Raw genomic sequence first — 12560 nt, 5'->3', positions numbered from 1 at the left:
TCGGTCCACTTGGCCCTGGATGGGCTCCAGGTTCTGGGTGTCCACCAGCTCCAGATACTGGACGGAGTCCACTCCGGCAAGGGGCTTCCGGGCGATCTCGACCAGCTTGGCGGCGCCCCGTTCCCCGGCCTCGAAGGCGGCCTTCGCGGCAAGCAGGCCTTCGCTCAGCTTGAGGGCGCGGCGCCGGGCATCCTCGTCGAGGTAGGTGTTGCGGCTGCTGAGGGCCAGGCCGTCGGCCTCCCGGATGGTGGGGACCACCACCACGTCCACGGGCAGGTTCAGGTCCCGGGCCGTGCGCCGGATGACCACGGTCTGCTGGAAGTCCTTCTGGCCAAAGAAGGCCAGGTCGGGCTCCACCATGTTGAAGAGCTTGGCCACCACGGTGGCGACGCCCCGGAAGTGGCCCGGGCGGAAGCGCCCGCAGAGGGGCTCGGCCAGGCGGCCGGGCTCCACGTGGGTCTGGAAACCGGTGGGGTAGATCTCGGAGGCATCGGGGAGGAACAGCACGGTGGCGCCCGCATCCAGGCAAAGGTTCTGGTCCCGCTCCAGGTCCTTGGGATAGCTGGCCAGGTCCTCGCTGGGGCCGAACTGGGTGGGGTTCACGAAGATAGACACCACGGTGGCATCACAGCGGGCCGCACTCTGGCGGATCAGGGCCCCGTGCCCCTCGTGGAGGAATCCCATGGTGGGAACGAAGCCGATGCGCTTCCCGGATTCTCTCAAGGGACGAAGCAGAGCTCTCAAATCAGCGATAGTACGGACGACTCGCATGGACAAAACCGGGATCCTTCAGAAGACACCTGCCAGCTTACCAAGGAGGCCCCTAGGGGCGCCACTGGGTCAATGCCGGACGGACGGCTTCTGGAAGGGTATAGGATTCACGGGCATCCGGGAACCCTCCCGACCTGACATCCTCGGCCCAGGAGGCCAAAGCGACCCGTAGGTCTTCGAATCCTTCGGCATAGCGCCGAACGAATTTTGGCGATGTGCCGGGCAGAAGACCCAGCACATCGTGGAAGACCAACACTTGGCCCGAACACTGGGGACCGGCGCCGATGCCAATGGTGGGAATCTCGATGGTCTCGGTGACCTTGGCCGCCAGGTCCGCCGGGATGCCTTCCAGCACCATGGCAAAGCAGCCCGCGTCCTGGAGCTTCTGGGCGTCCTCCAGCAGTCGGAGGGCCTCGCCCTTGTGCTTGCCCTGCACCTTGTAGCCGCCCATGGGGTTGATGCTCTGGGGCGTGAGGCCCAGGTGGCCCATGACGGGGATCTCGGCGTCGATGAGGGCATGGATCATCGGCAGACGCTTGGCGCCCCCTTCAAGCTTCACAGCCTGGGCCCCCCGCTGGAGGAAGCCCCCGGCATTGCGCAGGGTGTCCTCCACGCTGAGGTGGAAACTCAGGTAGGGCATGTCGGCCACCAGCATGGCGGTGGGGCGGGTGCGGGCCACGGCCTCCAGGTGGTGGTTCATCATGGCCATGCTGACGGGCAGGGTGTTCTCGAAGCCCAGGCAGACGTTCCCGACGCTGTCCCCCACGAGGATGACATCCACCCCGGCAGCATCCGCGATGCGAGCCGTGGCGGCGTCATAGGCGGTGACCATCACCAGCTTTCGCCCGGCGCGGTGCCAGGTATGCACCTGGGACAGGGTGATGCGGGCGCGCGAATCGGCGGGCAGGTGGCTCATGGGGTCTCCGCTGGAAGGTCGAAGCCTGGACCCTCCATCAGACCACCGAACCCGGCAGGCGTCACCCCGGATCGGGGAACGCCGGCAGGTTCATCTGGGTGGGGGTCCAGTCCACCAGCGGGTCGGCCCGCTCGGGCTGGATGAACCGGAGGCCCACGGCCTCCACGGTCTGCCGGAAGCGGTGGAGATCCTCCCGGCCCAGGAAGCTGGTCTCCTGGCCCTCTGGAAGCCGGGCCCACAGTTGCTGGAAGCTGGGGAAGGCATCCTGCATACGGGCGCGGGCCCCCAGCTTTTCTCCGCGCTGCAGCAGGAGCTGGGCTCCCTCGGCGCTGGCCTCCAGGATCAGAGCGGGGAACTGCAGATCGCGGGCCGCAGCCTGGACTTCGCTCCAGGCTTCGAGCGACTCCAGCGCCACGGCTTCCGTGGCCGGTACCGTGGACAGCAGCAGGGCATGGGCACGGTGCCACTCCAGGTCCAGCCAGCGGGAGCCGGAGCCTTCGACGGGCCCCTTCAGGTTCTCCAGGATCGCCCAGCCCTGCTCGGGGGCTTCCAGCTTCGACTGGCGGGCTTCCCTGGCCATGGCCTGGCTGTAGCGCAGCTGGGCGAGGCGCTGGCGCCAGAGGAGGCCGGTGGATTCGTATTGTTCCGCCGCGGCCCGGAACAGCCGGGCCGTATCCCGCCAGGCGCTGCGGAACCGGGCCACCTCGCCCTGGAGGAAGAGGTGGTCTCCCTGCTCCTCGGGCGATAGGAGCGGCGGCTGGGCAGCCAGGGCCTCGAACTGGGCGTGGTCGGCGGCCACGGAATCGCCCATGGCGGCGAGGGTGCGCGCCCGCCAGATCTGAATGAGGGAAACCAAGGCTGCGTCCCCCAGCCGCTGGGCCCGGGCTAGGGCCCGGTCCAGGTGCGACAGGGCCGGGCCCAGGAACTGTTGGAGGCTGCGGACCATGCCGAGAGCGAGGTGCCCCTTTGCTTGGAGGGTGGTGTCGCCCTGCATCCGGGCCGTCTGCAGGGCCTCCCGCAGGAGGCGGATGCAGGCCTCGGACTGGCCTTGGGCGAGCCGCACCTGGGCGAGGGCGATCTGCACGGAGACCAGGCTGCGAAAGCCCTGGGCATGCTCCAGCATCCGCTGGGCCGACTGCAGCATCGAGGCCGCCCGGAGGAACTGCGATTGCCCGGCGAGGGCCTGGCCGAGCGTGAGCAGGAGGGCGGCCTGGTCCTGGGGGTGGGGCTTGAAGCCCCCCTGGGGATGCAGGCCCTCCTCCAGGGCGCGGATGCCCTTGGTGAGGTGGCCCTGGAGCAGGTGCAATTGGCCGAGGGCCAGGCGCAGGCGCGGCTGTTCAGGGTGCAGGGGATGGTCGGCCAGCCGCTCCGAGGCGAACTGGAGCGCCTCTTGGGCCTCGGCCGGCCGCCGAAGGCGCAGGAGCAGGGTGGCCCGCTTGCGGAAGAGGCGGGCCGCGGTGAGGCGACTCTCCTCATCGCTGGATCCATGGGCAAGTGCGCTGAGGGCCCGCCCAAGGGAGAGGAGGGCCTCCTCGAGGGGAGAGCGCTCCGCCACCTCGTCCGGCAGGCGGACCCCCGCGGCCCAGGCGTCAGCCAGATGCTCGTGAAGCCTCGCTTCCTCTCGAGGTGCGGGCTTGAGGTGGAGGGCCTGGCCCACGATCCGCCGGACGTCCTCGGGCGAATGGTTGGCCGCGTGGTCGAGGGAGGCGAGCACCGAGGCCAGCGCCGTGGCCTCGTCCGAGGCCAGGGACCGGAGGGGCACCGGGCAGTCCCAGCCCTGCTCCTGGAAGGCCGTGGACAGGGCGCGGGCCAGGCGCTTGAGTTCGGGCTGGGGCGTATGGCCCAGCACCAGCTCGCGCCACCGTGGATCGGGAATCAGGGCGTGGCCACGTTGGAGCTGGGCCAGGCGGGAACCCACGGCACCGTGCAAGGCATCTTCCAGGGCCTCGTCCTGGAGCCCGAGCAGCCGCCCCAGCGCACCGGAAGGCAGGGGGCGCTCGGCCAGGGCCAGCAGGCGCACCAGGGTGGCCGAAGCCGCCGTCAGCCGCTGGAGGCGGCCGAGGAAGATCTGACGCATGAGGTCTTCCTCGGCCCGCAGGGTGGTGGGCTGGCCGGGGACCAGGAGCCAGTGGTCCTGGTCCCAGGCGAGGGTGCCGGACTGGTGGGCCAGCTCCAGGAAGTTCCTTAGCAGCCCGGGGTTGCCGAGGCTCTGGGTGACCAGATCGTTCCGGAAGGCCTCCGGCAGTTCGTGTCGACCCAGGAGGTCATCGAGGACCAGGTGCAGGTCCTCATCCTCGAGTCGGTTGACCCCCACCACCGCCGCCGCCTGCTCACCGCGCAGCTGCGCGATGAGCGGCCTCAGGCCGGCGCCCTGGGCCCCCGTGGTCAGGGAGAGCAGCCATGGCAGCGAGGAGGCGTGGACCAGCTCCCGGATGAGGCTCAGGACACCGGGAGTGGCGCGGTCCAAGCCAGAGAGGTGGATGAGCCGATGGTGGAGGAGACCGGCGAAGTCCAGGGCCTCCAGAGCCGCCCTGACTTCCTCGGGCTCGGGTCCGGCTTCCTGGCCGTTCACATGGCGGCCACCGGTGAGGAAGGCAAAGGCCTGGACCCGCAGCGACAGGGTCTTGGCGGCCTCAGGCCGCTCGGCGTAGAAGTCCACTTCACTGCCACCGAGCAGGGCTTCGAGCAGCCGACCCAGGAAGCGGCCTGGGGTCTCATCGGCTGAGGCGGCCAGGTGGTGGACCCAGATGCCCTCGCCTTCGGCCACGGCACAGGCGAAGGCCGCCAGGTGCTCCTTGCCCACACCCTCCTCGCCCTGGAGCAGGACGATGCGTTCCATGGGGATGGGGGCGCTGAAGCCTAGCATCAGGGACTTGAGGTAGGGGAGTTCTTGGCTGCGCCCCCGCAGGGGACGGGCGATCGGCTCCGACAGGTCCCGTGGGTGGTTCCAGGGCAGATCCTCGGAGAGCGCTGGAACCGGGGCTGTCTCGGGCAGGAACCCCGCGACCAACTCGAGCCCCCAGGGAGCCTCGCCAATCACCCGGGGAACTTGGGTGAGGCCGGGCCGGAAGGTGATGACCTCGGGATGCAGGAACCGGGGGTGGGGATCCCGGCCGAGCTGGTCTCCAAGGTACGCCAGCAGGGCCTGGCGCTCGGTCTCGCCCCAGCAGAGCCAGAGCCGTGAGAGCGGCGTGCCCTGGATGGCCTGGAGGCACCAGGCTTGCTCACCGTCGAAGCCCAGGTGGCTGATGACGGGATCCAGGGGGGAGGCATCCAGGAACCGCGCCAGGAAGGTGTCCCGAATGTGGTCGAGGTCGCGATCCGCGGGCAGGGGCGACCAGATCTGCGCGAGGAAGCGGGTGCCGTCCACCTCGCGTCGCATCAGGTGCCAGGAGCATCCCTCCGCCCGGCTCAGCTCGGTGAGCCAGGTATATCGGTGGGTGCCGAGGAAGCGCGTCACGTCCATGGGAGGATCTCGGCGGTTCCTGCCTGGCGATGGGGGGACATGGACGAGAGTTTACCTCAGGGGCCGCGGGCCGATCCGGGAGCCTCAGACTTCCTGCCGGACTGGCGTCTGGTGGCCCGCCGATTCAGCCCAGCAGGTGTGGTGACAATTTTGCTCAACCCCAGGCGCTGCTTGGCCGATAGGCAACCACCACCAGGAATGGGAACGGAGTCCCTTTCCAGCGAACCCAAGGAGGGGGTATGTCGGATCTGAGCGTCATCACCACCAGCAATGCGCCCGCCCCACCGAGCCACTGGGCCCAACGCAAGGCCCTCTTCGACCAGCTCGGGCAGGCCCTGCAGGCCGGAGATCTCCAGGCCGCCCAGGATGCCTTCGCCGCCTTGCGCCCCCCGGCACCGGACGCTCAGGGGGCTGGGAACCCACCCAGGGGGCCCTTCTCGGCCCTTACCGATGCCTTGCAGAAGGGTGACCTAGTCGCGGCTCAGGAGGCATTCGCGCAGATCACGCAGCGCCGGGAGCATCGCCACCATCGCACGGAAGAGGTTGAGCATCCTGAGGCGGAATTCTTCAAGCAGATGAAGGCCCTGTTCCAACAGTTGGGGCAGGCCCTGGAAGCAGGTGACCTGGCGGGTGCACAGGAGGCTTTCGCAGACCTCAAGTCCGGAGCGCCTGGGGACGGCCCCGGCCGCCGCCTGGGGCGTGGCGGGAATGGTCACGGCCCTTTCGCCACCCTAGCCAATGCCCTCGAGAACGGTGACCTCGCGGCCGCCCAGGAGGCCTTCGGCCAGATCCAGCAGGCCCGGGGCCACCGTCATCATCGCCATGAGCATGATGACGACGAGGGGGCTACGACCCCTCCAACCCCAACGACGCCTCCGACCACGGACCCGGCTCCGGCCTCATCCACTCCTCCCGCCCCTGCTCCGATCCAGGCTGGAGATCAGGAGGGTAATGATGATGAAGGCGGTGCCAAGTCCCGGCGGAAGCGCATCGACCTGACGGCCTGAGTCGCGGTTAGCGCGCGAACCAGGGATCCAGGATGACGGCGGCCGTGAGCACCAGGGCGAAGAGGTTGATGTTCATGAAGACCCTCCGGTAGAGGGTCGCATCCTGGCCCGGCTTCAGCAGGGGCAGGGAGCCGGCCACCAGCCAGAGGGCCCCAAGGCCCAGCATCACCTCCGAAGGCCAGGACACCAGCACCCGGAACATGGGCAGCAGACCGCAAGCGGCCGCGGTGCCGCAGGTCCAGGTGAAGGTGAGGCGGGAAAGCCGGGGGCGACCGAACACACTCACCAGAGTGGGATAGCCGGCCTCCTCGTAGCCCTCGGCGTGGAGTCCAACCAGCAGCCAGAAGTGGGGCACCTGCCAGATGAAGAAGACGAAGGCCAGCGCCAGCACCGATGGGTGGGCCACGCTACCCCCGGCAGCGGTCCAGCCGATGGCTGGGGGCAGGGCGCCGATGAGGGAGCCCGGTACCACCGCAAAGGCGCTGATGCGCTTCAGGGGCGTGTAGAAGCCGTTGTACCAGCCCAGCGCCAGGGCCCCGAGGAGGGCCGAGGTCAGGTTGTGGGCGAGCCACAGCACCAGGAAGCCGCAGACGGCCATCACCGTGGCGATGACCGCGGCCTGAGTCGGGGACAGATCGCCACGCGGAATCGGCCGGTTCGCCGTGCGAGGCATCATGGCGTCGAAGCGGTGTTCCTGCACCTCGTTCAGGGCGCTGCTGCCCATGGCTAGTAGCAGGATGCCTAGTAGCGTCGTCACCAGGCCCATGTCAGCGCCCCGGAGGTAGGCCACGTAGCCCGCCGCCGCCGTGAAGGTGGAAGCCCCCGAGATGCGGAGCTTGGTCAACTCCAGGAAGGTCGAGACCGGGTGGGCTTTCTGGGCGGGAAGGGCGGCCACGCTCAAGGGTGTGCTCCTAATTGATGCTCTTGATGTAGCGCACGACTTCGTTCAGCTCCTGCTCGGTGAGCGGGGTCTTGGGCATGGCATTCGGATAGCCGCGGACCACCTGTCCCGTGGGGTCGGTGATGGACCGGCGCAGGTAGGCGTCGTCCACCTGGACGACCTTCATGGTTCCCGCCATGAGGATCTGCTCCTCGCGGCCGTAGAGGGCCTTCAAGGTGGGGCCCACCTTGGGCTTGCCGTCCACGGAGTGGCAGGCGAGACAGCCCTTGGCCGTCAGCACGGCCAAGCCCTGGGGCATGTCCTTGAGGTCGGGATGGGCTTCCGTGGCGCGGAAGCTCTTGCCGGGCTCCGGGGCATCCTCGCCACCGAAGTACCAGGCTTTGAACTCGTCCTCGGGCACCACGATGACCTTGCTCAGCATCAGGCTGTGGTCCACGCCACAGATGACCGTGCACTGGATGTCGTACGAGCCCACCTTGGTGGCCTGGAACCAGGTGGTGTTGGTGCGGCTGGGCACGGCGTCGATCTTGATGCGGAAGGAGGGCACAAAGAACCCATGCACCACGTCGGCGCTGCGCACTTCCATCTTCATTGGCTTGGCGAGGGGTGCGAAGAGCACGCGGCTCTGCTTGCCGTTGGGGTATTCGAAGGACCAACTCCACTGGCGCGCGGTCACCTTCACCGCCATGGCGTCCCGCGGGGCCTGGTTCATGTATTCGTAGTTCGTCCAGCCGTAGTAGAAGATCGACAGGAACAGCACGAGGGGGACGACGGTCCAGACGATTTCGAGGCCCACATGACCATCGATCTGCGAGGCGACCGGGTTGCGCTTCTTGCTGTAGCGCACCACGAAGTAGATCATCAGCGCCGTGATGCCGATCAGGAAGACCACCGACAGCCCGAACACGTAGAAGAAGACCGCGTCGGACTTCTGGGCCGATACGGCGGCTTGGTTCATCCAGTCCATGGGAGCCTCAGCGGAAAGCGACGTCGGAGAACAGCAGGGCGAAGAAGATCAGCAGGGTGCCCAGGGTCACCAGGACCACGACCTTGAAGAGCGGCCCCTCGTATTTCAGGTGCATGAAGTAGTAGAAGACCAGTCCGGCCTTGAGGGGCGTCAAGGTGAGCAGGCCCCAAACGGCGGCGGTCTGCCCAAGGTGGCTGACCCCCACCAGGCAGCCGGTGAGGACCACCAGGATCACCCAGATCTTGATGAAGGTGCCGTAGCCGGGATGTTCGGTGTGCTCAGGGGAGTGTTCGGCGTGTTCGCTCATGGGATGTCCTTACGCGGCCAGGTAGAACAGCGGGAGGAGGAAGATCCAGATCACGTCCACGAGGTGCCAGTAGAGGCCGCTGTTCTCCAGATGGACATAACGGTCCTTCCGGACGCGGTCCGTGGCCACCCACCAGAGCATGACGCTGAGCACGCCGAGCCCCACGATCACGTGGACGCCATGGAGGCCGGTCATCGTGAAGTAGAGACCGAAAAATACCTGCTCCCCGGGAGGCAGCGTGGCCAGGTGGTGGGAGTTGGGGTAGATGCCGTGGTGGAACTTGGCGCCCCACTCGAAGCCTTTGATGACCAGGAAGGTAAGGCCCAAAGCCAGGGTGGTGCCCAGGAAGACCATGGCCCGCTTCTTCTCGGCCCGCTGCACGGCCACGATGGCCAGCACCACCGTGAGGCTGCTCGTGAGCAGGACCAGGGTGTTGATGATGCCCAGTGTCGCGTTCAACTCGCCGCCGCCGTGGTGGAACTCGGCGGGGTAGCGGTAGCGCATGTAGGAGTAGCCGATGAAAAGGCCCCCGAAGAGCACCATCTCGGTGACCAGGAACAGCCACATGCCGAGGCGCGCACCGAGATCATCCCTGTGAACGTGCTCGGTCATTTCGCCTCCTGCTGCTCGAAGTGGTAGGGACCATGGGTGATGGTGGGGATCTCCTCGAAGTTCTCAAGGGGTGGCGGGCTGGGGATGGTCCATTCCAGCGTGACGCCTCCCCAGGGATTGTCCTCGGCCTTCTCGCCCTTGAAGATCGCGTAGACCAGGGCTCCAAAGAACATCAGGAGTCCAAGGATCAGGAACCAGCTGCCCACGGTCATGACGATGTGCAGCGTGTGGTACTGGGGCAGGTGCACGTAGTAGCGCCGGGGCATGCCCATCATCCCGGCGATCATCATGCCGAAGTAGAGCATGTTGAATCCGACGAACATGGGGAGCCAGGAGGCGTAGATGGCCTTCTTCGAATACATCTTTCCCCACATCTTGGGGAACCAGTAGAGCAGCGCCGCGAAGAGGGCCATGCCGGTGCCGCCGAACATCACGTAGTGGAAGTGGCCCACGATGAAGTAGGTGTCGTGGATGTGTACGTTGATGGCCAGGGCCCCCTGCATCACGCCCGTGAGGCCGCCGATGCAGAACAGGAAGATGAAGGTCATGGTGAAGAGCAGGGGCGGCTGGAAGTCGATGCTGCCTTTGTAGAGGGTACTGACCCAGTTGAAGACCTTGATGGCGCTGGGCACGGCCACAACCATGGTGAGCAGGGAGAAGAGCATCTGGGCCATGTTGCTCATGCCCGAGGTGAACATGTGGTGGGCCCAGACCAGGCTGCCCACGCCGGCGATGGACATGGAGCTGAAGGCGATGGCCTTGTAGCCGAATATCGGGCGCTTGGTGAAGGTGGGCAGGATCTCGGAGATGACCCCCATGGCCGGCAGGATCATGATGTAGACCGCCGGGTGCGAGTAGATCCAGAAGAGGTGCTGGTAGAGCAGGGGATCGCCACCCTTGGCCGGATCGAAGATTCCGATGCCGAAGAAGCGCTCGAGGATCACCAGCACCAGGGTGATGGCCACGATGGGGGTGGCCAGCAGCTGGATCCAGGCGGTGGAGTAGAGCGCCCAGCACATCAGGGGCATCCGGAACCACTTCATGCCCGGCGCGCGGAGGCGGTGGATGGTGGTGACGAAGTTGATGCCCGTCAGCATGGACGAGAAGCCCAGGATGAAGGCCGCAAATACCGCCAGGCTCACGTTGGTGCCGGTCTTCAGGCTGAAGGGCGCGTAGAAGGTCCAGCCGGTGTCGGGTGCGCCGCCGCCGGTGAAGAGGGAGAGCACCGCCAGGATGGCCCCGGCCATGTAGAAGTACCAGGAGGCGAGGTTCAGCCGCGGGAAGGACACGTCCTTGGCACCGATCAGAATTGGCAGAAAGAAGTTGCCAAACACGGCGGGAATGCCCGGGATGATGAACAGGAAGATCATGATCACGCCGTGGAGCGTGAAGAGGGCGTTGTAGGTCTGGGCCGTGATCAGCTTCTGGAACATGGTCAGCTGCACCAGGCGCATGACAAAGGCCACGCCCACGGCAACGAAGAAGAACGCGATGGTCGAGTAGAGGTAGAGCAGTCCGATGCGCTTGTGATCGGTGGTGGTCAGCCAGGCCATGAGCCCCTTGCGCGTGCCCGTGTCCACCAGGTAGCTCGGCTGCGCCGTGGTTGCATGCGTGCTCATTGGCTCTCCTCAGACTTGGCCTTGCTTCCCCGGCGGGTCAGCGCGAACACCAGAATCAGGGCCGCCAGGATGATGACGGTGGCGCCGATGGAAGTGGTGTTCAGGACGTACCTGCGCCCGACGGGGTCATAGCTGAAACAGAACTTAAGGAACTTGTTGATGGTGGGCTGGGCCTCGCCCCGGGCCGCCTCCTGGGCCGCCAGCTGGAGGTCGGCGGGCAGGTAGGTGACGCCGTACATGTAGCGGGTCACCTGGCCCTTGGGGCTGAGGAAGATGATGGCGGCGGCATGGACAAAGTCATCCTTGTCACGCTTGAACTTGAACCCCACAGCGTCGGCCAGGGCCTTGGTGGTGGCCCCAGGGCCCGTCAGGAAGCGCCAGGCGGTGGGCGGCATGGGCCGCTTGATCTCACCCAGGTAGTTGGTGCGCTTCTGGGCGGCCACCTCGGGCTCATCCCGCTCGTCGAAGCTCACTGTGAGCACCTGGAAGTCGCGGCCGGGCACAGCTTCGGTGCGGTTCAGCACCTCGGCCACGCCGCCCAGCTGTGGGGTGCAGATGCCGGCGCAGCGGAAGTAGTTCAGCGTCAGGATCGTGGGCTTGTCGATGAGCTGGCGGAGGGTGACGGTCTTGCCGTCCTCGTCTTTCAATTCGAGGTCGAGCGGGATGGTGGCGCCCAGCTTCTCGTTGATGCCCACTTCCTCGGGGGTGAAGGCGGGTGTGGGGGTTTGGGCCTTCGCCATCCCGGCGCTCACCGCCATGGCGGTGAGCGCTAGGGAAAGCAGAAGACGGCGGATCGAAAGGTTGGGCATGGGTTCAGCGGATCGTCGATGGGGCAGGCTGGGGGTGGGCGTCCGCATATTCGCGGCAGAGGCCGGTCACGGCCCGGCTCACGGGAATGCGGTTGGGGACCACTTCGCCGGCGCTGGCGAAGAGCTTCTCTAAAGCCGCGAGCGCCTTGGGATCACTGGTTCCGTGGTCGAAGGAGCCCATGGTCTGGACCACGTGCACCAGCGCCATCCGGTCCCGCTTGCGCAGGTAGTTGTAGGACACCATGGAACTGCCCTTGATGCCTTCCTCCAGGGTCTTGTAGAGGTCCTCGACCCGGCTGCCATTCTTCCATCCGCCCTTCTCGGCGAAGTTGCGGGGCTTGGGGTTGAGCCCCTTGCCGGCGGCGCCATCCCCCTTGCCTTCCGCCCCGTGGCAGGTGGCGCAGTTCTGGTCGAAGAGCACCTTGCCCCTGGCCAGAAGGGCGGGGTTGGGGGTCATGACGGTCTTGGGGTCGATGGGGGGAATGACCTCCCGGACGGCCGCGGGGTATTCCGTGGGGTCCAGCCAGCCGGTCTCGCCTTGCACGGCCTGGACGGAGGTGTCGGTGGTGTGGGCCTGGTAGCGCAGGCCCGGCACCACGGTGAAGCCGAAGAAGGCGGCGATGGCGATGAACCCGAGCACCACCAGCAGGGCGGAGGCGAGGCGCTTCAGCTCTTCAGGAGAGAGGTAGTCGTTGAGCTTCATAGCCGGAACTCCAGACCCTCGCGGAGGAAGGGATCGCCGACGGGCATGTCTTCACCCTTCTGCATGGCGCCGCGGACCCAGAGGAGGATCCCACCGATGAAGAAGAGGGCGAAGCTGATCTCAGGCCAGGAGAAGTAGGGCTTGGCACCGAGCACGGGGAAGATGAGCCAGTACATGTCCAGCACGTGGGCGCCGAGCATCAGGAAGGCCACGCGGCGCATGCGCTTCGGATCCTTCTTGGAATCCCGGGTCACCAGGGCGAAGAATGGCAGGATGAAGTGCAGGAAGGCCAGGGAGATGGTGATGGCGCGCCAGGTACCGGCCAGACGGACCTTGTAGTAGATGACCTCGTCCGGCAGGTTGGCGTACCACATGAGCATGTACTGGGCGAAGCCGATGTAGGACCAGAACACGGTGAAGCCGAAGAGGAAGGCGCCCAGGTTGTAGAGGTGGTCGCCCTTCACACCCTCCAGGCGGTTCTG

At 66.6% G+C, this 12560-nt stretch carries 11 protein-coding genes and 1 pseudogene; 1 reads left to right on the top strand and 11 read right to left on the bottom strand.

The annotated features are described in order from the left end of the window. From panC to WAS25_RS06870, 3 genes are all read right to left on the bottom strand, one after another. Positions 1-771 (bottom strand): pantoate--beta-alanine ligase (gene panC, locus WAS25_RS06880; protein ID WP_422310777.1); only part of this gene is annotated, 771 nt, incomplete at its 3' end. A gap of 52 nt (positions 772-823) precedes the next feature. After that, the gene (panB, locus tag WAS25_RS06875) at positions 824-1687 is read right to left on the bottom strand and encodes a 3-methyl-2-oxobutanoate hydroxymethyltransferase (RefSeq protein ID WP_422310776.1); all 864 of its coding nucleotides are present in this window, start codon (positions 1685-1687) and stop codon (positions 824-826) included. Positions 1688-1748: 61 nt separating this feature from the next. After that, positions 1749-5153: a hypothetical protein gene (locus WAS25_RS06870; protein ID WP_422310775.1), complete on the bottom strand. Its 3405-nt coding sequence runs from the start codon at positions 5151-5153 to the stop codon at positions 1749-1751. A 239-nt stretch (positions 5154-5392) separates the two neighbouring features. On the opposite strand from WAS25_RS06870, the gene WAS25_RS06865 reads away from it, so the two are divergent. Continuing rightward, positions 5393-6160 (top strand): hypothetical protein, encoded by a 768-nt coding sequence (locus WAS25_RS06865; RefSeq protein WP_422310774.1) that lies wholly within the window; start codon positions 5393-5395, stop codon positions 6158-6160. Between the two features lie 7 nt (positions 6161-6167). Here WAS25_RS06865 and WAS25_RS06860 read toward each other — a convergent pair whose 3' ends face one another. From WAS25_RS06860 to WAS25_RS06825, 8 genes and pseudogenes are all read right to left on the bottom strand, one after another. Continuing rightward, complete coding sequence (locus tag WAS25_RS06860) at positions 6168-7055, bottom strand: protoheme IX farnesyltransferase (protein WP_422310778.1); 888 nt, start codon at positions 7053-7055, stop codon at positions 6168-6170. 16 nt (positions 7056-7071) lie between these two features. Continuing rightward, positions 7072-8028 (bottom strand): cytochrome c oxidase subunit II, encoded by a 957-nt coding sequence (gene coxB, locus WAS25_RS06855; protein WP_422310773.1) that lies wholly within the window; start codon positions 8026-8028, stop codon positions 7072-7074. A gap of 7 nt (positions 8029-8035) precedes the next feature. Further along, a complete protein-coding gene (locus WAS25_RS06850) occupies positions 8036-8335 on the bottom strand; it encodes a cytochrome C oxidase subunit IV family protein (protein ID WP_422310772.1) in 300 nt (99 codons plus the stop codon). A 9-nt stretch (positions 8336-8344) separates the two neighbouring features. Then, positions 8345-8947 carry a cytochrome c oxidase subunit 3 family protein gene (locus tag WAS25_RS06845; RefSeq protein ID WP_422310771.1) on the bottom strand — a complete coding sequence of 201 codons (603 nt, stop codon included), beginning with the start codon at positions 8945-8947 and terminating at the stop codon, positions 8345-8347. Then, positions 8944-10566 (bottom strand): cytochrome c oxidase subunit I, encoded by a 1623-nt coding sequence (locus tag WAS25_RS06840; protein ID WP_422310770.1) that lies wholly within the window; start codon positions 10564-10566, stop codon positions 8944-8946. Before WAS25_RS06840 ends, WAS25_RS06845 begins: the two co-directional genes overlap by 4 nt. Beyond that, complete coding sequence (locus tag WAS25_RS06835; protein ID WP_422310769.1) at positions 10563-11375, bottom strand: SCO family protein; 813 nt, start codon at positions 11373-11375, stop codon at positions 10563-10565. Before WAS25_RS06835 ends, WAS25_RS06840 begins: the two co-directional genes overlap by 4 nt. A 4-nt stretch (positions 11376-11379) precedes the next feature. After that, entirely contained in the window at positions 11380-12078 is a 699-nt protein-coding gene (locus WAS25_RS06830; RefSeq protein WP_422310768.1) for a c-type cytochrome, read from the bottom strand. Then, a pseudogene (locus tag WAS25_RS06825) lies at positions 12075-12560 on the bottom strand (quinol:cytochrome C oxidoreductase); the annotation flags it as partial. The gene WAS25_RS06830 and the pseudogene WAS25_RS06825, both read right to left, overlap by 4 nt.

This window comes from Geothrix sp. (assembly GCF_049292215.1).
Taxonomy (GTDB): Bacteria; Acidobacteriota; Holophagae; order Holophagales; family Holophagaceae; genus Geothrix.
The sequence above is the reverse complement of the archived record's forward strand: the minus strand, read 5'-3'. Positions and strand labels throughout refer to the sequence as shown.